Below are 23,085 nucleotides of genomic sequence, written 5' to 3'. Positions count from 1 at the left end.
CAGATCAAGCTCGATTGAGTTGAATGAACTGTCTTGTTTATGAGTATGTACTGATTATTAGATGTGATGCAACACATAAATCACGGTCGAACAGACCAACGAAATCCGAAGGGAGGATCCCCTCAATGTCGCTCAAGCCCCAGGCACTGCTGGTCATGAATAGCGGAACCTTTGCTGACCAGTTCGATTCCACGCGACTGGAGCGGCTGGCTGGACTGGTCGATCTTGGTGACGAACCCTGGACGGATTCCCTGGACACCCCCGAGCTTGCGGGCCGCTTGGAAGAGGTGGAAATCCTCCTTACCAGCTGGGGAGTTCCGCAGCTCAATGCAGAGCGTCTGGAGCGCATGCCCAAGCTCCGGGCGGTCTTCCACTGTGCAGGTACAGTGCGCAGCTTCGTGAGCGAAGAACTCTGGGATCGCGGCATTACAGTGACCAACGGCGCCGACGCCAACGCCATCCCGGTCGCCGAATTCACGTTCGCGTCGATCGTCCTGGCAGGCAAAAAGGCCCATGTACTGGCCAACGACGCCCGCACCTTCCGCGCTGACTGGAGCTACATCGGAGATCGCGGCGAACTGGGCAACATCGGCCGCGTCGTGGGCGTCATCGGCTTCTCCCGGATTGGACGTCGAGTGGTTCAACTGGTCCAGCAACTCCAGGACGTGACGTGCCTGGTCAGCGATCCCTACGCCGATCCTCTTGAGGTGGCGGCTGCGGGCGGCACATTGGTCACGCTCGAAGAACTCCTGCCGGTCTCGGACGTGGTCACCATCCACGCCCCTGCCCTGCCGGAAACCCGCAACATGATCAGCACGGCAGAGCTCAGCGCCATGAAGGACCACGCAACGCTCATCAACACTGCACGTGGCTCATTGATTGACACGGCGGCCCTCGAGAAAGAGTGCGCCACCGGACGAATCACAGCCCTGTTGGACGTCACGGAGCCCGAGCCGCTGCCGGCAGAGTCCACGCTGTACGACCTCCCCAATGTGATCCTCACGCCGCATATCGCCGGCTCACTCGGAACTGAAACCCGGCGGATGTCCGATGCCGCACTGGACGATCTCGAACGGTACCTCGCCGGCAAGGACCTCCAGGCCCAAGTAGTCCACGCGGACCTCGGCCTCAGCGCCTAGCCCGTCAAACCCACAGCCGCAGCCGCGGCAGACTTAAGAACCCCCACTAAGGAGAACGCAATGAAGCGCACAACCCTCGCCGCAATCGCCCTTGCGGTGACTGCAGGGCTTGGACTCACTGGCTGTGCAGGCGCAGCCGGTCCGGCCGAACAACCGGCAGCCAACGGCAAGACCAAGCTGACAGTCTCGGTCTGGAACTACGAGGGCACCCCCGAGTTCAAGGCCCTCTTCGACGGCTACGAGGCCGCCAACCCCACCGTGGACATTGAACCCGTGGACATCCTGGCTGATGACTACCCGCAGAAGGTGACCACCATGCTTGCCGGTGGCGACACCACTGACGTCCTCACCATGAAGAACGTGATCGACTACTCCCGCTACGCCAATAACGGCCAGCTTCAGGAGATCAACAGCGTGGTGGACAAGGTGGGCAAGGACAACCTCGCCGGCCTGGACGCCTTCGACATGGACGGCAAATACTTCGCGGCTCCCTACCGCCAGGACTTCTGGCTCCTGTACTACAACAAGGACCTGTTCAAGGCCGCCGGTATCGAAGAGCCCAAGGACCTGACGTGGGAGAAGTACACGGAGATCGCCAAGAAACTCACCACCGAAGCTGAAGGCAAGAAGGTCTACGGCACCTACCACCACATCTGGCGTTCCGTGGTCCAGGCCATCGCAGCGGCCCAGAACGGTGCTGACCAGAACAGCGGCGACTACGGCTTCATGGCGGACCAGTACAACACCGCCTTGGACCTCCAGAAGTCCGGCACCACCCTGGACTTCGGCACCGCCAAGAGCCAGAAGACCAGCTACCGCACCATGTTCGAGACCGGCCAGGCTGCCATGATGCCCATGGGCACCTGGTACACGGCAGGCATCCTGCAGGCCAAGAAGGACGGCAAGACCAACGTCAACTGGGGCCTGGCTCCACTGCCGCAGAAGAACGACGACGGCAAGGTCACCACGTTCGGTTCGCCCACGGCCTTCGCCGTGAACAAGAACGCCACCCACTCCGATGAGGCCAAGAAGTTCATCGAGTGGGCTGCCGGTGAAGAGGGCGCCAAGGCCATCTCCAAGATCGGTGTCGTCCCTGCCCTGCAAAACGAGTCAGTCACCGCCGAGTACTTCAAGCTGGACGGCCTGCCTACCGACGAGCTCTCCAAGAAGGCTTTCGCCCCGGATCAGACCGCCCTGGAAATGCCCGTCAGCGACAAGTCTGCCGCTACGGACAAGATCCTCAACCAGGAGCACGACCTCATCATGGTCGGCGAGCGCTCCGTCACTGATGGCATCGCAGAGATGGGCAAGCGCGTCACCAGCGAAGTCCTGGGCAAGTAAGGCCAGGCAAGCATCTGGTTCCGGTGCTGCGTCCCTGGACGCCGCACCGGAACTGGACCCGAATTCTCCGGATCCTGAAATGGAGGAACGCCCCCGTCCCGGGGAGCGGTCATCATGACTACAGAAACAATCACCCAGGCGCCTGCCCCCGTGCACAGCCGCGGCAACAGGAAGCAAGCCAGGCGTAACACGCTGATCGGCTGGACGTTCATCCTTCCGAACTTCCTTGGCTTCCTGGCCTTCACCCTCATTCCAGTCGTGGCCGCTTTCGCGCTCTCCTTCATGGAATGGACCTCGTTCAGCGCTCCCAAGTGGGTTGGCCTGGCCAACTTCGAGCGGATGTTCGCGTCCGACTCCTTCTGGATCGCGCTGCGGAACACCTTGGTCTACGCCTTGGGCCACGTCCCGCTCACCATGGCACTCGCGCTCATCCTGGCGATGCTGCTGAACCGCAAGCTCAAGGGCATCGGTTTCTTCCGGGTAGCCATCTTCTTCCCCTACATCACCTCCTTGGTGGCTGTCGCCGTCGTCTGGAACATGCTGTTCAGCCCCGACAGCGGCCCCATCAACCAGTTCCTCGGCGCCATCGGTATCGCCAACCCGCCGGGCTGGACGTCCAGTTCCGACTGGGCCATGCCGGCTGTCATCATCACCAGCGTGTGGCGGGACATGGGCTACTACATGGTCCTGTACTTGGCCGGCCTGCAGGCGATCCCCACCGAGCTGTACGAAGCCGCCGAAGTTGACGGCGCCAGTGCTTGGCAGCGTTTCTGGAACGTCACCATCCCATCGCTGCGTCCCACCACGTTCTTTGTGGTGGTCATGCTGACGGTCTCCAGCTTCAAGGTGTTCGACCTGATCGTGGTCATGACCAACGGTGGCCCCGGACGTTCCACCACAGTGCTGTCCCAGCTGATCTACCAGGAGGGCATCGGCGAAGGTAAGTTCGGCTACTCCTCGGCCATTTCGCTGGTCCTGTTCATCATCGTGCTGACGGTTACCGTCCTGCAGTTCAAGATCCAACAGCGGAGGGAACGCTGATGACCAACATGGCCGAAGACCTCAAAGCCACTCACGTGACGGACGCAGCAGCGTTCCCGGACGGGGCACCTACTGCGGAAGACCGCCGTCGAACCGACCGCAAACGCTCCCCGCGCGAGCAGAAGAAGCGGACCGCGAACATCGTGATCTATGGCGTGCTGGTGGTCCTGGTGGCCGCGCTCATGGTGCCGTTCATCTGGATGCTTTCCTCGTCGTTGAAGGAGAACAACCAAGTCCTTACCGTTCCCATCCAGTGGATTCCGCAGGAGTTCGTGTGGAGCAACTACACGGACATCTGGACCCGCATCCCCATGATGGGCTACCTGCAGAATTCGTTGTACCTTGCCGTAATCATCACCTGCCTGCAGGTCCTCACGGGCTCGCTGGCCGCCTACGGCTTCTCGAAGGTCCGCTTCCCGGGCCGCGATGTCCTGTTCCTGGCCTACATCGGCACCATTGCTGTTCCGTGGCAGGCCTACATGGTGCCGCAGTACATCATGATGCAGAACCTTGGCCTCACCAACAGCTTCAACGCGTTGATTCTCCTGCAGGCATTCGGTGCCTTCGGCGTGTTCCTGATGCGCCAGTACTACATGACCATCCCGGACGAACTCTGCGAAGCGGCCCGCATCGATGGCCTGAGCGAATACGGCATCTGGGCACGCGTCATCCTGCCACTGTCCAAGCCCGCCCTCGCCAGCCTGGCGTTGCTCACGTTCGTGAACACGTGGAACGACTACATGGGTCCGTTCATCTACCTCACGTCCAACCGCCTCTGGACCGTCCAACTGGGCCTGCGGTCCTTCGTGGGCCAGTTCGACGCTGAGTACGCCATGATCATGACCGGCTCCGTGATCTCCGTGATCCCGATCCTCATCATCTTCCTCATCGGCCAGCGTTACTTCATCCAAGGCATCGCGACGAGCGGAATGAAAGGATGAGTAGTGTGAGCGCTAAACCGCGGCGATGGGCCGGGCCAGGATTTGAAACCTTCGGGAGCATTTTCGGGTTCATTTACACCTTCCTGGCCGGCAACGCACTGCTCGCCGTGGCCAACGCGCCGCTGGTCCTCAGCCTCTCCCTGGTGGCCGACCCCGCCGCTGCGTGGCCGTTCTTCCTGGCCCTCTCGGTCACCATCGCACCGTCGCTCGCCGGCATCTTCGCCGCGTTCAAGGCATTGAACGACGACGGCGGCGCGGTCAAGCCGGTGGCGGCTTTCCTTCGGGGATACAAGCGCAGTTTCGCGAAAGCCGCACTGCTCGGCGTGGGTGCCGTGGCCCTGCTGATGTTCCTTGGCGTGGACCTTGCCGTCCTCCAGAACAATGTCCAGACCATTCCAGGCGCCGCCCTGCTGGTGCCGCTGATTGTCGTAGCAGCCGCCGTGACGGTGAGCCTTACCGTCACGGCGATTGCCGGCGTCGTACTTCTGCCTGAGGCGAAGCTGAAAAGCGTCCTCAAGGCTTCGCTTTATCTGGTGGCGCAGCGCTGGTACCTCAGCCTGGCCATGCTGGTCCTGCTGGGGATCATCGTGTCCGCCGCCGTGATGCAGCCGGTGTTGGGTATCGCGTTGGCGCCGGCCCCGCTGCTGTTCGTGACCTGGAGCAATGCCTCGTACGCTTTCCACGCCGTGCTGCGTTCCGCGTAGACCCTGTTAGGACCTTTCTTGAGCAACTTCGCAATCGGCGATCAGGACTTCCTCCTGGACGATCAACCGTTCCGCATCCTCTCCGGAGCCATCCACTACTTCCGGGTTCACCCCGACCTGTGGGCCGACCGGATCCATAAGGCCCGGCTGATGGGGTTGAACACCATCGAGACGTATGTGCCGTGGAATGAGCACTCGCCCGAGCCGGGTGTCTTTTTGGCCGACGGCGGGCTGGATCTTGGGCGCTTCCTGGACCTGGTGGCCGCTTCAGGGATGCACGCCATTGTCCGGCCCGGCCCCTACATTTGCGCCGAGTGGGACAACGGAGGGTTGCCCGCGTGGCTGTTCACCGACCCCACCGTGGGCGTCCGCAGCAGCGAACCCGGCTACTTGGCGGCTGTCTCTTCCTACATGGAGTCCGTGCTGGCTTTGGTGGTGCCCCGGCAGATCACGCAGGGCGGTCCGGTGATCATGTTCCAGATTGAGAACGAGTACGGCGCCTACGGGAACGACAAGGAGTACCTGCAGCATCTGGTGGACCTGTCCAAGCGCTCGGGTGTTGATGTTCCGCTGTTCACCTGCGACCAGCCGTTCGGGACCATGATCGAGGACGGTTCATTGCCCGAACTGCATAAGACCGGGACGTTTGGTTCACGTTCCCTTGAGCGGCTTGGGTTTTTGCGGGAGCGGCAGCCCACGGGACCGCTGATGTGCGCCGAGTTCTGGAACGGCTGGTTCGACAACTGGGGAACGCACCACCACACCACCGACGCCGCTGCTTCCGCCGCCGAACTGGATGCCTTGCTCACTGCCGGGGCTTCAGTGAACATCTACATGTTCCACGGCGGGACGAACTTCGGCTTCACCAACGGCGCTAACGACAAGGGCATTTACGAGCCCACCATCACGTCCTATGACTATGACGCTCCCCTCTCTGAGGACGGGCACCCGACGGCCAAGTACTTCGCGTTCCGGGACGTGATCGCCAAGCACTTCCCGGTTCCTTCTGAGGTGCCCGCCGTGAGGGTTCCTGTTCCCGCTTCGTCGCTCACTGTCTCCGAATCCGTATCCTTGCTGGATGTTCCGGTTGCCACGCAGCTGGTTCCTGGCTCCGTTTCACCTGTGGAAATCACTGGCCAGTACCGGGGCTTCTACCTCTATGAGGCCTCGCTTCCGTCTGGCGGTGTCCTGTCATTCTCCGAGGTTCGTGACAGGGCACAGTTCTTCCTGGATGGCGTGCCCGTCGGTGTCCTGAGCCGGGAATTGGGTGAGCTCTCTGTTGCCATCCCCGCTGGTGGCCGCTTGCAGGTTCTCTTGGAGGATCAAGGCCGGGTGAACTACGGGCAGAGGATCGGCGAGGCCAAGGGGTTGATGGGGCCCGCGCTGCTGAACGGCGTGGAGGTACTGGACTGGGTGGTCGGCGCTGTTGACCTGGCTTCGCTTGATGCGTTCCGATCAGCAGCGGCTGACCTGCCGCCCGGTGTCGTCTCCGCCGGCGTAGCTGGTCCGTCGCTTTCGTTCGCGACCTTCGACGCCGATGGCCCCGGGGATAGATTCATTCGTTTGGACGGCTGGACCAAGGGAAATGCCTTCATCAACGGCTTCAACCTGGGCCGTTACTGGAGCCGCGGACCACAGCGCACGCTGTACGTTCCCGGTCCCCTGATCCGCAAAGGCGCCAACGAGCTCGCCATCCTGGAACTGCATGGAAGCGCGACACGCGAGGTAAGTTTCGCCGTCGAGCCTGACCTGGGCCCCGACGAAAAGTAGCCCTCTCTCACCTAGTGGGCTTTTGGCGCGGACCGTCTCTCACCTCCAGCGCCCATCCCCCAAACCCTCTATCACTTGCTTGAAAGAAGGGAGAGAGGGCCCGGCATAAACGGCCCAACGGTGAGAGAGGGTCGATCGGGGGACGCGAAAAGGGACCGGTTCTTCAACCGGTCCCTTCTGCGAGTTCAGCGACTGCGTGTTCAGCGCGCGGGCGTCATTAGCCGCGGCAGAGCTCGCCGTACTTGGTGCCTGCTTCCTGATAGGCAGCGCCGAGCTCGCCCAGCTTTGCTTCATCCGGGGTTTCCTTGGCCTGCTCATCCAGGAACTCCAGGATGGCCGTGACAACCGGCTTCATGTCGGTGGAAGCCACGGGTTCGATAGGCCGGATTGCGTTGGCCACGCGGATGGTGGCGGTCTTGCTCGCGTTCTGGGGAATGCCGGCTGCGGCGACGCCAACGCGGTCACAGGTTTCCGCGGTGGTCAGCTGCTGCTGGGCGGAACAAGCGGATGCCGAGGCGATGAGCCCGGCGGCGATCAGGACAGTGGTGAGTTTCTTCATGATTCCCTCAGTGGTCGACGTCCCTTTGATTGTAATCAGAGCCGGGGCCCAGCAACGCATTAGGTCCGGCTTGCCCGCCATCGAATCCGCCGTCGAATCCCTTTACAGCGCCGGCGTCCGGGGCGGAGCCGTGCGCCGCGAACCCGTTGCTTCGAAGGCGGCAGCCAGCGTCAGCAGTGCCGTGTCGTCGTAGGCGCGGCCTGCGAAAGTGAGGCCCACGGGCATGCCGATATCCGCCATCGTTCCCATCGGCACGGTGACCGTCGGGATGCCCAAGTGCCTCGGGGCGAGGTTACCGTTGGCCACCCACACACCGTTGCGCCAACCAAGGTCCGCGGAGGCCGGGTTGACGTCCATGTCGGCAGGTCCGACGTCGGCCGCTGCCGGGAACAGGACCGCGTCCAGTCCGAGCCCGTCCATCCAGTCCTCCAGGTCAACGCGCCGGGTCTCCTCCAGGCCGCGCACTCCGCCTTCCAGCTCGGGGATCTCGGTGAATCGGGAGACACCGTACTCACGGACCTGCCGGGGATAGCCGGAAATATGGTCGTCGAATCCGGTGTAACGGTCCGCCAGCGCGCCCTTCGGGTGCGGGAAGATCCTTGCGCCGTCCACATCGGCCAGCCGGTTAAGGGAGGGATCACCGTTGGCCTGCAGAAAGTCGTCCCATGCCCAGGCCGACAGGTCCTCGATCTCACGCTTGAGGTACTCGGAGCTGACCAGGCCGCGGGTGGCGATGGTGGGCGCGCCGGGTCGGTCGCCTTCATAGTTGGAGACCACAGGGAAGTCCACCAGCACAACTTCAGCCCCGGCAGCTTCAAGGTCGCCCTTCGCGGCCTCCCACAGGGCTATCACCGAAGCCCGCGTCTCAATGCGTTGCCCGGTGGGCCCGCCGATCCCCGGCTGCTCGCTGGTCCCGGCGTCCGGGTCTGCGTTGATATACATGCGCGGCACACCGAAGCGCTTGCCCCGCATAGCCAGCCCTCCGCCGTCGACCGTTTCCGGAGACAGCGCAACATACGACTCCGGTCGGACCTCGGACGACTTCGGGAGCTGAACCCAAGGCTGCGCCCGCCAGAAGTCGCCGCGCGTCTCTGCGTCGTCGGCCACGATCACGTCCAGCAGTTCCAGCATGTCGGCCATCGTGCGCGTGTGCGGCACCACGACGTCCATGGTGGGAACCAGCGGCCAGTTTCCGCGCACCGAGATGACGCCGCGCGAGGGCGTGTAAGCGCACAAAGCATTGTTCGACGCCGGTGCGCGGCCACTTGACCATGTCTCCTCACCAAGGCCGAAGGCTCCGAAGCTGGCCGCTGTCGCGGTGCCGGAACCGTTGGAGGAGCCGGACCCGAAAGCCGCCGTCAGGAAGTCTGCGTTATAGGGGCTCTCGGCGCGCCCGTACACACCACGCTGCATGCCACCGTTGGCCATGGGCGGCATGTTGGTCAGGCCAATCAGCACCGCCCCGGCATCGCGGAGCCGCTCGATGGTGAACGCATCACGCTGCGCCACCAGATGCTCAAAAGCGGGCGAACCTGCCGCGGCAGTGAGTCCCTTGGCCAGGTAACTGTCCTTGGCCGTGTACGGGATGCCGTCCAAGGGACCCCTCACAGCGCCCTGGGCCCGGCGTTCGTCCGAGGCCCGCGCATCCGCCATCGCATCGGGGTTCATGACCACCATTGAGTTGAGCTTGATGCCGTTGCGGTCGAAGGCCTCGATGCGGTCAAGGTACGCCTGGGTCAGTTCCTCGCTGGTCACCTCGCCCGACTCAAGTGCCCCGCGCAGTTGCGCGATGGATGCCTCAACGACGTCGAAGCGGGCCATTACGCTGCACCTCCGGTGAACGGCGCTCCGCTGAGACGCGGCTGCTGCTGGGTGATGCAGTGGATACCGCCACCGCGGGCCAGGATGGGCCGGGCGTCCACAGTGACCACCCGGCGGCCAGGGTAAGCCTCAGCCAAAATTTCCGCCGCAAGGGAATCAGCACGTTCTTCTCCATAGCCGCAGGCGATCACGCCGCCATTGACCACCAAGTGGTTGACGTAGCTCCAGTCCACAAAGCCGTCGTCGTCGCGCAGCGTTTCCGGAGCCGGCAGCGGCACAATCTCGAACGGCTTGTCCGCCGCATCTGTCTGGGTTTCCAGGAATGCCTGGAGCGTGCGGCTGACCTCGTAGTCCGGGTGCTCCGGGTTGGTCTGGGAGTGCAGCAGGATACGGCCGGGAGTGGGGAGGGTGGCCACCATGTCGATGTGACCGCGCGTGCCCAGGTCCTCATAGTCGCGGGTCAGTCCCCGGGGTACCCAAATGACCTTGGTGGCTCCGATGGTGCGGGCCAGTTCGGCTTCGACCGCCGCTTTGTCGGCATAGGGATTCCGGCCCGGATCCAGCTGGACCGTTTCGGTGATCAGCACAGTTCCTTCGCCGTCCACGTGGATGGCGCCGCCCTCGTTGACCAGCAGCGAGCTGACCAGTTCGGCGCCCGACTGCTCCGCGACGAAGCGGGCCATTCCGGCGCTCTTCTGCCATTCAGACCACGCCGGGGCACCCCACCCGTTGAAGATCCAGTCCACAGCGCCGAGCACGCCGGGACGTTCGTCGTCCAGCACAAAGGTGGGTCCGACGTCGCGCATCCAGAACTCATCCAACGGCGCCTCAACCTGTTCGATTCCGTTGCCCAGCATGCGGGCAGCGCGCTCGCGCTCGCTCGGGTCCACCACCATGGTGACAGGTTCGAATTCGGCCACGGCATGGGCGACGGCGGTCCAGGCCTCGTAGGCCTCTTCGGCCGAGGCGGCGTCGTCGCCAAGGGTCAGGCCGGTGCGGGGAAACGCCATCCAGGTGCGTTCATGCGGTGCGGTTTCGGCCGGCATTCTCCAAGCCATGGGTGACTCCTTCGTCCTTAGTGCAATTCTCTTGTTGATCACACGATCAACAATGCTGAAAAGGTAATCTAGACTGGTCCTTGATGTCAAGCACTCCACAGAAGCGCGCGGTCCGGAAGTCACCGGCAGAACGCGCCGCAGAAATCACTGAAGCCGCCCGCGGGATCGCACTCGAGACGGGTCTCACAGCCCTGACGCTGCGCAATGTAGCCGCCCGGGTGGGGGTCGCTTCAGGCTTGGTGGCGCACTATCAGCCCAACATGGAAGCGCTCGTCTCCAGCACGTTCGCCACCATCGTGGCCGCGGAAACACAGGAAATCGCAGGCTTGTTGAGTCAGCTCCCCGGCCCGTCCGAGCGGCTCAGCTTGCTGGTGGACACGCTCCTGGACAACAGCAGGCTGGACGTCACGGCCATTTGGGTTGAAGCGTGGACGCTGGGACGCCGCAACGAAGCCCTGGCCGCGTCCGTCCGCGAACAAATGGACGCCTGGCAAAAGGTCTTCCAGGGAGTCGTGGAAGACGGGAACGCGACCGGAGCATTCAACGTTTCCGATGCCGCCGCCGTAGCCTGGCAGATCCTCGGCATGGTGGATGGCCTGAACGCGCAGGCCCTGGTCCGCTGGGACGGCGTCAACGACCGCGGCAGCCACCTCGCCCGCGCGGTGGAGGGAATGGTGGGGGCGGTTCCAGGATCCCTCGTCGCCAATCCCGCCCAGTAAGCGGTGCCGGGCTTCGCTCAGCGCGCCAGGTGCACGCTGGCCCCTTCGAACCAACGATGAACAGGCGGGGCGTCAGGATCCTGGATGATGGCGTCCAAAAGTTCCGTGGCAGCCTTCCCGTAAGCACCACACACCAGCGCGTCGGCACGGCCAATGTCCACGGCTTGGGTGACGCCGCAGCCGCTGCCGGCCTGGCTGCGGAAACGGGCACCATCAGCGTTGGGAAGTTGGCCGACCTCACGGTTTTCGAGCAGGATCCACTGCTGGTCACGCCTGAAGAGCTAGCCAGGACGTCCGTTGTGGCGACTTTCGTGGAGGGGGTACCTTCACGCTAGCTGGTGGCAGGGTGCCCGTCTTCGGGACCGCGGCACCCTGCCCTAGGCTGGAGTCCATGGCGATCATTCACAAGGCAACCCTGTCCCCGTCCAAGCTCGAACTCATCGCTGACTACTTGCCGAAGCAACCCTGGTTCATCCAGGACGGCACCCCGGAACTCATCGGCGCCTACCGTTTTGACGATCCCGCTGGAGAAGTGGGTATCGAGACCCACGTCGTCACCGCCGGCGAGCGCATCTACCAGGTTCCCCTCAGCTACCGCGGCTTCGAGCTGGCCGGTGCCGAGGACTGGCTTATAGGCACCATGGATCACTCGGTCCTGGGCAAGCGCTATGTCTACGACGCCTGCGCCGACCCCATTTACGTCAAAGCCCTCGCTACAGCCATCTTGACCGGCCAGGAAGAGGCGGAACTGATCGTCGACGGCGAGCCGGAACCGCGGCCCAGTACGGTCACGGTGAAAGGCAGCGGAAAGCTCGACGGCGGTGTTCCCACCTTGAGTGCCTCGGCGCCGGTATCGGGCAGCGGCGTGACGATCATCGACGCGGGCGAGCTGCGGTTGAAAGTGGCGCGGGTCCTGGATGTGGCCGCGGACGCTTCTGCCAGCACTGCGGCAGCCCCTGAGCTCCACAACCAGTTGACCCTCAATGGCCAGTGGGCCGGCCTGGAGAATTCGGTGGAGTTGGCGGCAGTGGTCCGCGACTGACCCTCCGACGCCGGGGCGCCCTGTTGGTCGCAGGGGCTCCGGCGTAGGCTGGCAAACGGGGCCATCTACTCCGATAGGGGTGCACCATGTACAAACCACAGAACATCATTCCCGCCGTGCAGGATCTTGCACGGGAGTGGGTGACGCATGCGGCGGACGGCACATCGTCCCAGGCTGATGCGGTGGTGAAGTGGGCGTTGACCCGGATCGATCACGCTGACGTCCCGGCCGTGGTTCACGGTGTCATGCTCACGCTGACCGGCAACAAGAAAGCGGCCAAGGACGCCCAACGGACCGCTGCCAGCGCTGTCAAGAGGACCACCCAGGCCCTGAAGCGCAAGAGCCCACAGCGTGCTCCACGCCTGTCCGGGTGGCTTGTCGGGCTCCTCGTTGGGGCAGTGGTTGGCGCGGGCGCAGTCCTGGCGTGGCGCATGATGATGCCCCCGGGCGAGCCGGAACCCGTGAAGCAGCCGGAGACTCCGATCCAGCCTCCCGTACCCCCGGTTCCCTAAGAAGCGTCCGTCTCACCGGCGTCGGGGGCCGCGCCCGCGGTGCCGTATTCCCATTAAGGTGCCGGTTCGCCGTCGTGCCGTCCGATCCGGCGCCATCCGATCCGCACCCGGAGCGAAGACCCGGCAAGAATCCAGTAGGCCCCGGCGCTGGCCAGCAGGAAACCCACGACACCCAGGACTACCAACTGGGTGATAATCCCGGCGATCACCATGACGAAGCCGGACAGAACAGCCAGGCCGCCAAGAATTGTGCGGGCCGTTGCTCCGCGTGGGCGGCCAGTCTTCAGTTCAGAGGCGAGCCCGGGATCCGTTGACGCGAGTTCCTGCTCCAGCTCTTCCAAGCTCCTGCGTTCTTCTTCGGACAACGACACCGGAATCATCCTCACGATGCTCAGGTCATCAGCACGAGCGCTGCTTGCCGTGCCATGCCTTCATTATCTTCCCGTTTCACCCATCTAGCCACAGGTACAACCGGCGCTGGATGGCTAGGCGGTTTCGGCGGACGCGGCGCGCGGCTTACCAAGGGTTCTAAGGATGCTTACGATGGAGGGGCGGGTTGCGGCCCGCAGATGCACGGACCACCTAACGCCGACTGGAAAGTTGAACTCCCCATGGCACGACGAAGCTCCAAAAAGGCAGCAAACCTGATCGGAACCAGTTCCAAACGGCGCGGACCAGGACGCGCCATCTGGCTCATCGCAGCGGGTTTGGCGGCTGGCATAGCCGGCGGCGCGTTCGCCTTCCGGATGCTGGCGCCGCAGGCTTCCCCGACGCCGGAACCCTCAGCGGCCGAACAGCCCGACGAGATTCTTGTCCGGGAGGAACCAGTGGAGATTTCCACGAGGATGCGTCCCGGCGAGTGGACCGAAGAGTCGTTGCAGGAGCACCTCGAGAATTACAAGCAGCAGATCCGGGATATGGGTGCAACGGACTCGCAGATCGTGGTCAACGTGGAGCGCACCGAGGGGGGAGCTGCCCGCGTGGTGGTGAGTTGGGACCGCAGCCGGGCCTAGCTCGAGGAATTAATCCCCGCGGGGCCTCCACACCACAACAGCCTGCGACCTCGCCCGGGGCCGCTGCCCGCGTGCCAGGCTGACGACGTCGCCGGCCGCGCCTGCAGCAAAGATGCGCGCGCCGGCCGGTGTGCGGCGGCGGGTCAGTTCTTCCGTCAGCTCAGCCACCCGGTACTGGAGCGCGGCGACCTGGTTTTCGAGGTCAAGGATTCGCTTGATGCCCTCAAGGGAGACGCCTGACTGCGAGAGGCGCTGGACCTCCCGCAGCTTGTTGACGTCGTTCTGCGAGTAGCGGCGGGACTTGCCGGGCGCACGGCTGGGCGAGACGATGCCCAAGCGGTCGTACTGGCGCAACGTCTGCGGATGCATGTCGGCAAGCTCCGCGGCTACGGAGATGACAAAGATCGGCTGGTTGACGTCGATGCCCATGACCGCCTCCTTACAACCGGGCCTTCGCGGCCAGGTCGTGACGCGGGTTGGCGTCAGTGGTGGCAGCAGCGAAGGCCTTCACGGCTTCCTCCGCTTCCTTGCTCAGGTTCTGGGGAACCGCGACGTCGATAGTCACCAACAGGTCGCCGGTCGACTTGGACGTTTTCACGCCGCGGCCCTTGACCCGGAGGGTGCGACCCGACGGTGTTCCGGCCGGGACGCGCACCTTGACGGTGTCGCCGTCGAGCGTTGGAACCTCAATGGTGGCGCCAAGCGCCGCCTCCGCGAACGTGACCGGCACGTGGATGCGGATGTTGTCGCCGTCGCGGTGGAAGAAGTCGTGCGGCTTCACGTTCACCGTGATGATGAGGTCGCCGTTTCCGGCCGGGCCAACATTGCCCTTGCCGCGCTGACGGACTTTCTGCCCGTCCTTGATGCCGGCGGGGATCTTGACGTCGATGACGTTGCCATTGCTTTCTCGCAGGCTCACGGTGGTGCCCTTGATGGAACCGGCAAACGAGATGGACGTCGTCGCGGTCCGGTCCGAGCCCTTCTGCGGAGCCCGTTGGAACCCGGTCTGGTTGCCACCGCCAAAGCCGCCACCAAACAGGTCAGCGAACTCCGGAGGGATACCGCCGCCTGCAGGCTGACGCGCCCCGGGCCCGCCACCAAACAAGCCACCGAACAGGTCCTCAAACCCACCGTTGGCTCCAGCACCACCACGTCCAGCGCCAGCACCCGGAGCAAACCGGGCACCACCCATGGCACGGATGGCGTCATATTGCTGCCGGTCCTCAGGACTCGACAACACCGAGTAAGCCTCGGAAATGTCCTTGAACTTCTTCTCCGCGGCAGCATCCCCAGCGTTGGTATCCGGGTGGTACTGCCGGGCGAGCTTGCGGTAAGCCTTCTTAATATCCGCGTCGGACGCGTCCTTGGCGATACCAAGGATCGCGTAAAAATCCTTTTCAACCCAGTCCTGGCTGGCCAAGAGCGTTTCCTTTCAAATCAATAAATAAGCACCTGCGTCCACCCACCTTAGGCGAGCCGACCGCCGGAGCGGAGCGGGACAAGGGGCCCGGGAGTGGCTTCGGGCCTACCGGAGCGTGGCGGCTAAGTCCGTAGGACTAAAGCCGCCACGCGTAGGGGCGGGGCCCCTTGTCTCGCTTCGCGGTGGAACCTACGCCGGGACAGCCACGATGACCTGGGCTGCACGCAGGACCCGCTCACCGGAGCGGTATCCGGAGCGCAGCACCTGGCTGACCGTGTCAACCTCGATGTCCTCGCCGGGCTGCTGGATGAGTGCCTCGTGGATGGTGGGGTCGAATTCGACGCCCGTGTCCGCGATGCGTTCCAGTCCGTACGTCTTCAACGCGTTCTCCAGCTTGGTGGCGATGGCGGCGAAGGGGCCGCCTTCGAGGTCACCGTGCTGGCGTGCGGCGTCGACGTCGTCCAGTACCGGGAGCAGGGAGTTGAGGACGCCGATGACGGCCATCTCTCCTGCTACGGCACGGTCGCGTTCGACGCGCTTGCGGTAGTTGACGTACTCGGCCTGAAGGCGGAGGAGGTCGTTGCGGAGCTCCGCTGCCTGGGCTTCAGCCGCGGCACCGGAGGCTACCGACTCTTCAGCCGGCACCTCTACCCCGTTGAGGATTTCCTCAGCCTGGGAGAGGGCGTCGCCGTCCGTGGGAGCGGCGTTGCCTTCGGTGGGAGCCTCAGCATCGCTTTCAGGGTGACGGGCTGCGCCGGTCTCCGGGTCGACCTTGCGGTTGTCCCGAATCACGGGCTTGCGCGGCTCGTTGCCTTCAGAGTGCTCTGCTTCGTTGCCGTGGTGAGGCATGGCTACTTCTTCGCTTCGTCTTCGTCGATGATTTCGGCGTCGACGATGTCTTCATCGTCCGCAGCCTTTTCACCGGCGGGAGCACCTTCTGCACCGGCACCCGGAGCGTCAGCTGCGGCGGCCTGCGAGTAGATGGCTTCGCCGAGCTTGGTCTGGGAAGCCTGGAGCTTCTCGAACGCAGTCTTCACGGCGGCGTCGTCGGTGCCTTCCAGCGCGGACTTGAGGGCGTCGACGTCGGCCTTGACCTCGGTCTTGACTTCCTCGGGCAGCTTGTCGTCGTTGTCGGCGATCAGCTTCTCGACGGAGTAGGCGAGCTGCTCAGCGGAGTTACGGGTGTCCGTAGCTTCGCGGCGGGCCTTGTCCTCAGCGGCGTGCTCTTCGGCTTCACGGACCATGCGGTCAATGTCGTCCTTGGAGAGCGCCGTGCCACCGGTGATGGTCATGGACTGTTCCGTACCGGTGCCCTTGTCCTTGGCGGACACGTGGACGATGCCGTTGGCGTCGATGTCGAAGGTGACCTCGACCTGCGGAACACCACGCGGTGCCGGGGCGATGCCGGTCAGTTCGAACGTGCCCAGCGGCTTGTTGTCGCGGGTGAACTCACGCTCGCCCTGGAAGACCTGGATAGCCACGGACGGCTGGTTGTCGTCAGCGGTGGTGAAGGTCTCGGAACGCTTGGTGGGGATAGCGGTGTTGCGCTCGATGAGGTGCGTCATGACGCCACCCTTGGTTTCGATGCCGAGGGACAGCGGGGTGACGTCGATGAGGAGGACGTCCTTGCGCTCGCCCTTCAGGACACCGGCCTGGAGTGCGGCGCCCACGGCCACAACTTCGTCCGGGTTGACGCCCTTGTTGGGCTCCTTGCCACCGGCGAGTTCCTTGACGAGCTCGGAGACCGCAGGCATACGGGTGGAGCCACCGACGAGGACGATGTGGTCGATGTCGGCAACCTTGATGCCAGCTTCTGCGATGACGTCCTGGAACGGCTTCTTGGTGCGGTCCAGCAGGTCCTTGGTGAGGTCCTGGAACTTGGCACGGGTCAGCTGCTCGTCCAGGTGGACCGGGCCGTCGGGGGTGACGGAGAGGTACTGGAGGGAGATGTTGGTGCTGGTGGAGGAGGACAGTTCCTTCTTGGCCTGCTCTGCAGCTTCACGCAAACGCTGGAGGGCGATCTTGTCCTTGGAGAGGTCGATGCCCTTGACCTTGAGCTGGCTCAGGAGCCACTCGACGACGCGGTTGTCCCAGTCGTCGCCACCGAGGCGGTTGTCACCGGCGGTTGCGCGGACCTGGATGGTGGAGAAGTTGTCTTCGTCCTTGCCAACCTCGAGGAGGGAGACGTCGAAGGTTCCGCCACCGAGGTCGAAGACCAGGATGAGTTCGTCTTCCTTGCCCTTGTCCAGGCCGTAGGCCAGTGCCGCTGCGGTGGGCTCGTTGACGATGCGGAGGACGTTGAGGCCTGCGATTTCGCCGGCTTCCTTGGTGGACTGGCGCTCGGCGTCGTTGAAGTAGGCCGGAACGGTGATCACAGCGTCGGTGACCTTTTCGCCCAAGTAGCTCTCGGCGTCGTTCTTGAGCTTCATGAGGATACGCGCGGAGATTTCCTGCGGCGTGTACTTCTTGTCATCGATGGCGACGTTCCAGTCTGTGCCCATGTGGCGCTTGACGGAAGCGATGGTGCGGTCGATGTTGTTGACGGCCTGGCGCTTGGCGATTTCGCCGACCAGGACTTCGCCGGACTTGGAGAACGCAACGACCGACGGCGTGGTGCGGCCGCCTTCTGCGTTGGCGATGACGGTGGGCTCGCCACCTTCGAGAACAGAGACCACGGAGTTGGTGGTTCCGAGGTCGATACCTACTGCACGTGACATATCTTGTTTTCCTTTCAATGGCCGATGTTGGAGATTGCACCTGACAGCGGTCCGCTGGGCGGTCTACGTGCCGGAAGCCTGCTCAACAATCGGCTAGTTGAGCGTTCTGCACTCAACTGTACTCAGCCTCAGAATTAAGTCAATCCAAAGTTGAGTCAAGTGCGCTCAACTTTGCCTTTGACCATTTAAAAGACGGCGGAATCACGCGGGTTAGGGGCTGGTTTCGCCCACGGTGAACTGGCAAACTGGCGCGATGGAGTTCACGGGATACCTGCCGCCGGACGAGTTCTGGGCGATGAACGACCGGATGGATCAGGAGATCCGGGACGGTGCACACCTGCTCCCGCTGTTCACGCTTAAAGGCTGGGACGGGACCTCAATGCTGGGATCCTGGCAACACGACGGAAGTGAGGGCAGCGTGGTGCACGGCGATGCCTTCTCGCCCGCAGGCCCTCTGGTTGACGTGATCACAACAAACCAGGATCCCGGCGGGACTGCCAGAAACCGATGGCGCGCCTCGGCCGGAATTCCGCACAACTTCGAAGAACTTCAGCGGCAGAACGCGGCGTTCAGCGCCCTCACCAGTAGGCGCATAACGATCACGGTGGACGGCGCAGCCATAGACTTCACCCTCTGGCGCGGAACGAACTCATGGCTCGCAGCGGGTACGCGCGGCGACTTCGGGATCGTGATGGATGCGCAACGCAAGCCCCCCGCGCCTGAAAATATGAGCCTCAGGCGAGTCCCCGACGTCGAGCCCCTGCTTCACGCGCGCCGCGCGGCCCTCAAGGCGCTACGCGGCGAAGCCTAGGGACCTTAGCGGCGCCAAGGGCATCCAGCGGCTCCGGCTTGTACACCCACGCCACCAGCACCACGGAGATGATCATCAGCAGGAACCACGCCAGCAGCTTGTCGATGGAGACGGCCTGCCAGCCGTTCAGTTGGTTCGGATACAGCCACGCACGGGACCAAGTGCCGATGTTCTCCGCGAACCAAATGAACAGCGCCACCAGCAGGAACGAGACCAGGATGGGCATGCGGAAACGACGCCGGAACACCCGGAAGTGCATCACGCACCGCCCGTAGACCAGCACGACGGCGGCCAGCAGCACCCAGCGTGCGTCGAAGATGTAGTGGTGCGAGAAGAAATTGACGTAGATCGCACCCGCCACGAGGGCAGTGATCCAACGGCGCGGGTAGCGGTCGAAGCGGAGGTCGAACAGCCGGAAAACACGCACCATGTAGGAGCCGACCGCCGCATACATGAACCCGCTGAACAAGGGGACTGCCCCAACCCGAAGGAACCCCTCCGCCTCGTACGCCCAGGATCCGACGTCCGTCTTGAACAACTCCATCGCGGTCCCCACCACGTGGAAGAGCAGGATGACCCGCAATTCCCGCAGCGTCTCCAGCCTGAAGGAGATCATCAGAATTTGGATGACGACGGCGGCAAGGGTCAGGAAATCGTTACGGGCAAGCCCTGCGTTATCCGGATACCAAAGGCGGGCCCCGATAATCACGGCGAGCAGTGCGGCCCCAAAAACACATGCCCAGGCCTGCTTCAGCCCGAAGACCACGAATTCGGTGAGCCCGGCTTGCAGGCGACTTCCCCGGACGCGGTCCAGGTAACGGTGCGCAAGGGCATCGATGGACTCTTCCACCGACGTGGAGTTACGCATGCAGCACCTTTGAGTCCACCACCAGCTGGCCCAGGTAGTGATCGCGGGGCCAATGCCGGATCCGCTGTGGCAGCCGTGGATAAACACGTCCCATCAGGCGCATGGTCCGTTCGAAGCGGCGCGCATGGCCCGGGCCCCACTCAAAGCCGAAGCCTTCACGCAGGTGGTCGGGCAGCAGTCCTGCGGTGAGGAACCGCGCCAGCGGCATGGCCAGGCGCACAAGCCGCGGTCCACCAGCTGGATGGAGCAGGTCCCGCGCAACCCCCAGCGCCTTCTCGTCCGGCTGGAGTCCTTGCACGTGGGCGTCCCAATAGGCAGCGAAAGCGTCACGGTCGGCCGGCCACATGCCCGCCGGAAGCTGCAGGGCTGTCCCGATCCGCGCATACTCGCGGTAAATACGTTCGGCGGTCTCGCCGTCGAGCCTTCCGTGCACCTGCTCATAGACGGTGACGGCGGTGTCGTAGAGGGTCGCGACCACCCACAGCTGGGATTCGGCATCGAAGGCACTGTAGCCCTTGGAGTCGCCGTCAGGTTCGCGGCGGACCGGCGCGTGGGCACGGTTGACGGCGCGGCGGACGGCCTTGAGTTGCTCCTCCGAGCCGTAAACCACCGCATATACGTAAGTCATGGTCGCGCGGAGGCGGTCCATGGGGCGCTCGGCGAAATTGCTGTGCTCGGCCACGCCATGGCCCACTTTGGGGTCGGCGATTTGCAGCAGTATGGCGCGGCCTGCACCGGCGAGCAGGACGCCCTCCGCACCGATGTCTGCAAGCCCTCGAACCATCTGAATACTTTAGCGCCTAGCCTTGGAGCCCCACGACGCCCTGCAGCACGCTGAGCTGATGCGCGAACAGTTCGTCGCGGGCGGCGAAGGTGCCGGCGCCATACTGCCCAAAAACCTCGAAGCTGATGGCCCCGAACACCGACGTCCACGCCAGGACACCCCGCGCAAGCGACGGGTCGGGGGCCGCGAGATTCATCTCGGCGCGAATGGCCGCCAGGTCTGCGGCCAAGGCCGGAGGAATCACGACGGCGGGGGTCACCTCGGCGTTGAGCGCACCCGCACGGTAGGCGGCATCGAAGATACCGACGAGGCGGACAATGACCCGGGTTCCCGGGACGGTGGTGCGCTCCCCCGGCGCTTGATACCCGGGGACGGGACTTCCGAACAACAGGGCGTAGCTGGCCGGCTCGCGGATGGCCCACGCACGGACAGCATTGCCGAGGGCCCTGAACTGCCCGGCGAAATCCTGTTCCGGGACGGCTCCGACGGCCGCATCCACGTGGTCGCCGAGCTCGTTGTAGGCATCGATGAGCAGGAGGGTGAGGAGTTCGTCGCGGTTCTCGACGTAGCGGTATACGGCCGAGGATACGACGCCGAGATCCCTCGCCACGGCGCGCAGGGACAGGGCAGCCGCACCGTGGACAGCCAAGTGCTCCCGGCCGAGGCGGATGATGTCGGCGATTGTCTGGGTGCGGGCGCGTTCCCGCGGCGTTGTTCCCTTGGTCTTGGTTGCACTGGAGCCGGCGGACGTCATGCCAATAGCTTGCCACAACAGAGAGCGCTGTCAACAAACGAGAGCAGCGCTCTTGACATGGTCGACATTCACCCTCATGCTGATTTAGAGAGCACTGCTCTCGCTTTTGATTTCACGGATACAGACCCGAAAGAAGGCACACTATGTACGTCGTCACAGGAGCAGGTCCCGTTGGCTACGCCGTCGCGGAACAACTGGCCCGGCAAGGCCATCGGGTGCGCGTTTTGACGCGGTCCGGCAGCGGCCCGGAGCATCCCTTGGTGGAACGGGTCCAGGCCGACGTCTCGGACGCCTCGCAGCTGGATCAGGCGATTCAGGGAGCAACCGCCGTCTTCCATTGCATCCATGGATCCGCATACCGCGCCTCCGCCTGGGCTGCCGAACTCCCCCAAGCCGAGCAAGTGGTGATGGATGCAGCGGCAGCCGCGGGCGCCGTCGTCGTCTTCCCCGAAAGCCTCTATTCGTACAGCGAGCCGGACAACGTCATGACCGAAGCCGGCCCACGTACGGCTACCGGTGGCAAGCGCGGAGTGCGGACCGCGCTGCTGACGGCGAGGAAAACGCATGCCGCCGACACCGTTAGTGTCGTCGCCGGAGACTTCTTCGGACCACGCGTGAAGATGGCACATGCCGGAGAGCGCATGGTGGCGCCCATCCTGGCAGGCAAGGCAGTGCAGTTCATCGGAAGCACACGCCAGCCGCACTCGTTCACCTACGTCCCGGACCTCGCCGCAGCCATGATTGCGGCCGCGCAGAAGCCCAAACTATGGAACACGGTGCTGCACGCCCCTACAGGCGCAGCCGTCACCCAGGGAGACATGGCCGCAGCACACGCATCGGCCGCAGGGGTTGCTGTGCCCAAGGTGAGCGCAGTGCCCGGATGGGTGCTGCGGGTGGCGGGTGTTTTCTCCACGGACGTGCGCGAGATTGCCGAATTGCTGTACCAGTTCGAACGCCCGTTCGTGATGGATTCCTCGGAAAGCCAGAAGCTCCTGGGCCTGGCCCCGACACCCCTGATGGAAGCGGCAACTGCAACGATGACGTGGTGGAAGGAAGCTGCGCAGATGCCACAGCGTTCCTGAAACAGCAGCCACATCAATCCCGCACCGCAAAAACCGCAGCGGCGCACCTTTCACACCCCGGCATCACCTAGGCTTATCAGGATGGCCCCGGCCTAAAGGGGGAACAAGCAGGAAGGTGCTGGGCATGCATGAAAGTGACTCTGGATGGATCCGTTTTTGGAACCGTGGGACGTGGTGGAAAGCACTTCTGTTCGTTGCCCTCTACTGGGGCGTCTATGAACTGATCGGCCTTGGTATCGGCACCCTGTTCGGGGGCTTCATCAACCTGGAAAACCCGTTGGCTGATCCGCTCACCGCGTTCCTTACGCTGGCGCTGCCCATCCTGGTCGCCGGAATATTGCTGCTCCTGTTTGCACGCTCGCTCGGTTGGGTCAAGGAGATTTTCGGCCCCCAGCCCCTCCGGGGGAAGGCTTGGATGTGGGTTGTGATCCCCCTGCTCATCATCCCTATCGTCCTGCGGCTGGTAGCGACCAACTGGTCCTCGTACTCGGTGGGACTTGTCTTGGTCATGGCCTTCTTCGGCCTATGCGTGGGATTCACCGAAGAACTTGCCACACGAGGAATCGTTGTCAACATGCTCCGTAACGGTGGCTACGGTGAACGGCTCGTCTTCGTTTTGTCCACCGCGTATTTCGCCTTGCTGCACAGTGGAAACATTCTCACAATGGAGCCACTGGTTGTCGCCGTGACCGTGGTCTACACCTTCGGATTTGGTGCCATGATGTACCTCTCCATGCGGGTCACAGGCAGCATCACCTGGGCGATCCTGCTGCACGCCGCCACGGATCCCACCACGTTCCTGGCCACAGGTGGGATCGATGCTGCCACCGAATCAGCCGGAGCGGCCGGCCTGATTTCCCTCGCCGGGATCTTCAACTGGGTCTACATCCTTTTGGCATTGCTGGCCATCTTCTTCGTCAAGGGACATGCCACCCGAAAGAAGCTCAACTCCCCCGCTTCCATCGACGCAGCCTGATCCCGTGAGCGGC

General features: G+C 63.7%; 25 protein-coding genes. 14 read left to right on the top strand and 11 right to left on the bottom strand.

Features of this window, described 5'->3' with window-relative positions:
- Window positions 1–125: 125 nt before the first annotated feature.
- The 6 genes from ACSSVG_RS13745 (at window position 126) to ACSSVG_RS13720 (ending at window position 6,936) form a co-directional block, all read left to right on the top strand.
- Window positions 126–1,139 carry a hydroxyacid dehydrogenase gene (locus ACSSVG_RS13745; RefSeq protein WP_492415220.1) on the top strand — a complete coding sequence of 338 codons (1,014 nt, stop codon included), beginning with the start codon at window positions 126–128 and terminating at the stop codon, window positions 1,137–1,139.
- Between the two features lie 60 nt (window positions 1,140–1,199).
- Window positions 1,200–2,480, top strand: coding sequence for an ABC transporter substrate-binding protein (locus ACSSVG_RS13740; RefSeq protein WP_492415219.1), 1,281 nt, complete (start codon window positions 1,200–1,202; stop codon window positions 2,478–2,480).
- Between the two features lie 114 nt (window positions 2,481–2,594).
- Complete coding sequence (locus tag ACSSVG_RS13735; RefSeq protein ID WP_089596338.1) at window positions 2,595–3,521, top strand: carbohydrate ABC transporter permease; 927 nt, start codon at window positions 2,595–2,597, stop codon at window positions 3,519–3,521.
- The gene (locus ACSSVG_RS13730) at window positions 3,521–4,462 is read left to right on the top strand and encodes a carbohydrate ABC transporter permease (RefSeq protein ID WP_231338370.1); all 942 of its coding nucleotides are present in this window, start codon (window positions 3,521–3,523) and stop codon (window positions 4,460–4,462) included. Before ACSSVG_RS13735 ends, ACSSVG_RS13730 begins: the two co-directional genes overlap by 1 nt.
- A gap of 5 nt (window positions 4,463–4,467) precedes the next feature.
- Window positions 4,468–5,166 carry a DUF624 domain-containing protein gene (locus ACSSVG_RS13725; RefSeq protein ID WP_231338371.1) on the top strand — a complete coding sequence of 233 codons (699 nt, stop codon included), beginning with the start codon at window positions 4,468–4,470 and terminating at the stop codon, window positions 5,164–5,166.
- A gap of 18 nt (window positions 5,167–5,184) precedes the next feature.
- Window positions 5,185–6,936, top strand: a complete 1,752-nt coding sequence (locus tag ACSSVG_RS13720; protein WP_492415218.1) for a glycoside hydrolase family 35 protein — start codon at window positions 5,185–5,187, stop codon at window positions 6,934–6,936.
- Between the two features lie 217 nt (window positions 6,937–7,153).
- Here the strand turns inward: ACSSVG_RS13720 and ACSSVG_RS13715 are convergent, their stop codons facing one another.
- From ACSSVG_RS13715 to ACSSVG_RS13705, 3 genes are all read right to left on the bottom strand, one after another.
- Window positions 7,154–7,495 (bottom strand): hypothetical protein, encoded by a 342-nt coding sequence (locus ACSSVG_RS13715; protein ID WP_231338373.1) that lies wholly within the window; start codon window positions 7,493–7,495, stop codon window positions 7,154–7,156.
- A 102-nt stretch (window positions 7,496–7,597) separates the two neighbouring features.
- Window positions 7,598–9,316 (bottom strand): amidase, encoded by a 1,719-nt coding sequence (locus tag ACSSVG_RS13710; protein ID WP_492415217.1) that lies wholly within the window; start codon window positions 9,314–9,316, stop codon window positions 7,598–7,600.
- Window positions 9,316–10,374 carry an agmatine deiminase family protein gene (locus ACSSVG_RS13705; RefSeq protein WP_231338375.1) on the bottom strand — a complete coding sequence of 353 codons (1,059 nt, stop codon included), beginning with the start codon at window positions 10,372–10,374 and terminating at the stop codon, window positions 9,316–9,318. Before ACSSVG_RS13705 ends, ACSSVG_RS13710 begins: the two co-directional genes overlap by 1 nt.
- Window positions 10,375–10,457: 83 nt before the next feature.
- On the opposite strand from ACSSVG_RS13705, the gene ACSSVG_RS13700 reads away from it, so the two are divergent.
- The 4 genes from ACSSVG_RS13700 to ACSSVG_RS13685 all read left to right on the top strand — a co-directional run bounded on the left by ACSSVG_RS13700 (window position 10,458) and on the right by ACSSVG_RS13685 (window position 12,647).
- The gene (locus ACSSVG_RS13700; protein ID WP_492415216.1) at window positions 10,458–11,093 is read left to right on the top strand and encodes a TetR/AcrR family transcriptional regulator; all 636 of its coding nucleotides are present in this window, start codon (window positions 10,458–10,460) and stop codon (window positions 11,091–11,093) included.
- Window positions 11,094–11,149: 56 nt separating this feature from the next.
- A complete protein-coding gene (locus tag ACSSVG_RS13695) occupies window positions 11,150–11,428 on the top strand; it encodes an amidohydrolase family protein (protein WP_492415215.1) in 279 nt (92 codons plus the stop codon).
- Window positions 11,429–11,484: 56 nt separating this feature from the next.
- The gene (locus tag ACSSVG_RS13690) at window positions 11,485–12,135 is read left to right on the top strand and encodes a CG0192-related protein (protein ID WP_492415214.1); all 651 of its coding nucleotides are present in this window, start codon (window positions 11,485–11,487) and stop codon (window positions 12,133–12,135) included.
- 86 nt (window positions 12,136–12,221) lie between these two features.
- On the top strand, window positions 12,222–12,647 hold the full coding sequence (locus tag ACSSVG_RS13685; RefSeq protein WP_231338382.1) for a hypothetical protein: 426 nt from the start codon (window positions 12,222–12,224) through the stop codon (window positions 12,645–12,647).
- Between the two features lie 53 nt (window positions 12,648–12,700).
- On the opposite strand, the gene ACSSVG_RS13680 is transcribed toward ACSSVG_RS13685, so the two are convergent.
- A complete protein-coding gene (locus tag ACSSVG_RS13680) occupies window positions 12,701–13,027 on the bottom strand; it encodes a DUF3040 domain-containing protein (RefSeq protein ID WP_492415213.1) in 327 nt (108 codons plus the stop codon).
- 231 nt (window positions 13,028–13,258) lie between these two features.
- Here ACSSVG_RS13680 and ACSSVG_RS13675 point away from each other — a divergent pair, with 231 nt between their 5' ends.
- Window positions 13,259–13,660, top strand: a complete 402-nt coding sequence (locus ACSSVG_RS13675) for a hypothetical protein (protein ID WP_492415212.1) — start codon at window positions 13,259–13,261, stop codon at window positions 13,658–13,660.
- 9 nt (window positions 13,661–13,669) lie between these two features.
- On the opposite strand, the gene ACSSVG_RS13670 is transcribed toward ACSSVG_RS13675, so the two are convergent.
- The 4 genes from ACSSVG_RS13670 to dnaK form a co-directional block, all read right to left on the bottom strand.
- Window positions 13,670–14,089, bottom strand: coding sequence for a heat shock protein transcriptional repressor HspR (locus ACSSVG_RS13670; protein WP_231338384.1), 420 nt, complete (start codon window positions 14,087–14,089; stop codon window positions 13,670–13,672).
- 10 nt (window positions 14,090–14,099) lie between these two features.
- Complete coding sequence (locus tag ACSSVG_RS13665; protein WP_492415211.1) at window positions 14,100–15,080, bottom strand: DnaJ C-terminal domain-containing protein; 981 nt, start codon at window positions 15,078–15,080, stop codon at window positions 14,100–14,102.
- Window positions 15,081–15,269: 189 nt separating this feature from the next.
- A complete protein-coding gene (locus ACSSVG_RS13660) occupies window positions 15,270–15,929 on the bottom strand; it encodes a nucleotide exchange factor GrpE (protein WP_492415210.1) in 660 nt (219 codons plus the stop codon).
- A gap of 2 nt (window positions 15,930–15,931) precedes the next feature.
- The gene (dnaK, locus tag ACSSVG_RS13655) at window positions 15,932–17,797 is read right to left on the bottom strand and encodes a molecular chaperone DnaK (RefSeq protein WP_231338387.1); all 1,866 of its coding nucleotides are present in this window, start codon (window positions 17,795–17,797) and stop codon (window positions 15,932–15,934) included.
- Window positions 17,798–18,050: 253 nt separating this feature from the next.
- Between dnaK and ACSSVG_RS13650 the strand changes: the two genes are divergently transcribed.
- On the top strand, window positions 18,051–18,608 hold the full coding sequence (locus tag ACSSVG_RS13650; RefSeq protein ID WP_492415209.1) for a hypothetical protein: 558 nt from the start codon (window positions 18,051–18,053) through the stop codon (window positions 18,606–18,608).
- On the opposite strand, the gene ACSSVG_RS13645 is transcribed toward ACSSVG_RS13650, so the two are convergent.
- Genes ACSSVG_RS13645 through ACSSVG_RS13635 form a run of 3 tightly spaced genes read right to left on the bottom strand, consistent with a single transcriptional unit; the run spans window position 18,583 to window position 21,014 of the window.
- On the bottom strand, window positions 18,583–19,476 hold the full coding sequence (locus tag ACSSVG_RS13645; protein ID WP_492415208.1) for a DUF817 domain-containing protein: 894 nt from the start codon (window positions 19,474–19,476) through the stop codon (window positions 18,583–18,585). The two genes, ACSSVG_RS13650 and ACSSVG_RS13645, sit on opposite strands and share 26 nt — an antisense overlap.
- Window positions 19,469–20,260 carry an oxygenase MpaB family protein gene (locus tag ACSSVG_RS13640; protein WP_492415207.1) on the bottom strand — a complete coding sequence of 264 codons (792 nt, stop codon included), beginning with the start codon at window positions 20,258–20,260 and terminating at the stop codon, window positions 19,469–19,471. Before ACSSVG_RS13640 ends, ACSSVG_RS13645 begins: the two co-directional genes overlap by 8 nt.
- 16 nt (window positions 20,261–20,276) lie before the next feature.
- Window positions 20,277–21,014 carry a TetR/AcrR family transcriptional regulator gene (locus tag ACSSVG_RS13635; protein WP_492415206.1) on the bottom strand — a complete coding sequence of 246 codons (738 nt, stop codon included), beginning with the start codon at window positions 21,012–21,014 and terminating at the stop codon, window positions 20,277–20,279.
- A gap of 143 nt (window positions 21,015–21,157) precedes the next feature.
- Here ACSSVG_RS13635 and ACSSVG_RS13630 point away from each other — a divergent pair, with 143 nt between their 5' ends.
- Both ACSSVG_RS13630 and ACSSVG_RS13625 read left to right on the top strand, forming a co-directional pair.
- Entirely contained in the window at window positions 21,158–22,096 is a 939-nt protein-coding gene (locus tag ACSSVG_RS13630) for an NAD-dependent epimerase/dehydratase family protein (protein ID WP_492415205.1), read from the top strand.
- A 124-nt stretch (window positions 22,097–22,220) separates the two neighbouring features.
- Complete coding sequence (locus tag ACSSVG_RS13625; protein ID WP_231338393.1) at window positions 22,221–23,072, top strand: CPBP family intramembrane glutamic endopeptidase; 852 nt, start codon at window positions 22,221–22,223, stop codon at window positions 23,070–23,072.
- Window positions 23,073–23,085: the final 13 nt, after the last annotated feature.

The organism is Paenarthrobacter sp. E2MeOHC11 (assembly GCF_058744955.1).
This window is presented reverse-complemented; position numbering and strand designations above follow the sequence as displayed.

Coding starts and splice junctions, on each gene's coding strand:
- ACSSVG_RS13705 (WP_231338375.1), bottom strand. CDS start 10,374: ATGGCTTGGAGAATGCCGGCCGAAACCGCACCGCATGAACGCACCTGG.
- ACSSVG_RS13690 (WP_492415214.1), top strand. CDS start 11,485: ATGGCGATCATTCACAAGGCAACCCTGTCCCCGTCCAAGCTCGAACTC.
- ACSSVG_RS13695 (WP_492415215.1), top strand. CDS start 11,150: ATGAACAGGCGGGGCGTCAGGATCCTGGATGATGGCGTCCAAAAGTTC.
- ACSSVG_RS13730 (WP_231338370.1), top strand. CDS start 3,521: ATGACCAACATGGCCGAAGACCTCAAAGCCACTCACGTGACGGACGCA.
- ACSSVG_RS13660 (WP_492415210.1), bottom strand. CDS start 15,929: ATGCCTCACCACGGCAACGAAGCAGAGCACTCTGAAGGCAACGAGCCG.
- dnaK (WP_231338387.1), bottom strand. CDS start 17,797: ATGTCACGTGCAGTAGGTATCGACCTCGGAACCACCAACTCCGTGGTC.
- ACSSVG_RS13645 (WP_492415208.1), bottom strand. CDS start 19,476: ATGCGTAACTCCACGTCGGTGGAAGAGTCCATCGATGCCCTTGCGCAC.
- ACSSVG_RS13680 (WP_492415213.1), bottom strand. CDS start 13,027: ATGATTCCGGTGTCGTTGTCCGAAGAAGAACGCAGGAGCTTGGAAGAG.
- ACSSVG_RS13675 (WP_492415212.1), top strand. CDS start 13,259: ATGGCACGACGAAGCTCCAAAAAGGCAGCAAACCTGATCGGAACCAGT.
- ACSSVG_RS13685 (WP_231338382.1), top strand. CDS start 12,222: ATGTACAAACCACAGAACATCATTCCCGCCGTGCAGGATCTTGCACGG.
- ACSSVG_RS13635 (WP_492415206.1), bottom strand. CDS start 21,014: ATGACGTCCGCCGGCTCCAGTGCAACCAAGACCAAGGGAACAACGCCG.
- ACSSVG_RS13715 (WP_231338373.1), bottom strand. CDS start 7,495: ATGAAGAAACTCACCACTGTCCTGATCGCCGCCGGGCTCATCGCCTCG.
- ACSSVG_RS13745 (WP_492415220.1), top strand. CDS start 126: ATGTCGCTCAAGCCCCAGGCACTGCTGGTCATGAATAGCGGAACCTTT.
- ACSSVG_RS13710 (WP_492415217.1), bottom strand. CDS start 9,316: ATGGCCCGCTTCGACGTCGTTGAGGCATCCATCGCGCAACTGCGCGGG.
- ACSSVG_RS13740 (WP_492415219.1), top strand. CDS start 1,200: ATGAAGCGCACAACCCTCGCCGCAATCGCCCTTGCGGTGACTGCAGGG.
- ACSSVG_RS13735 (WP_089596338.1), top strand. CDS start 2,595: ATGACTACAGAAACAATCACCCAGGCGCCTGCCCCCGTGCACAGCCGC.
- ACSSVG_RS13670 (WP_231338384.1), bottom strand. CDS start 14,089: ATGGGCATCGACGTCAACCAGCCGATCTTTGTCATCTCCGTAGCCGCG.
- ACSSVG_RS13630 (WP_492415205.1), top strand. CDS start 21,158: ATGTACGTCGTCACAGGAGCAGGTCCCGTTGGCTACGCCGTCGCGGAA.
- ACSSVG_RS13625 (WP_231338393.1), top strand. CDS start 22,221: ATGCATGAAAGTGACTCTGGATGGATCCGTTTTTGGAACCGTGGGACG.
- ACSSVG_RS13640 (WP_492415207.1), bottom strand. CDS start 20,260: ATGGTTCGAGGGCTTGCAGACATCGGTGCGGAGGGCGTCCTGCTCGCC.
- ACSSVG_RS13650 (WP_492415209.1), top strand. CDS start 18,051: ATGGAGTTCACGGGATACCTGCCGCCGGACGAGTTCTGGGCGATGAAC.
- ACSSVG_RS13700 (WP_492415216.1), top strand. CDS start 10,458: ATGTCAAGCACTCCACAGAAGCGCGCGGTCCGGAAGTCACCGGCAGAA.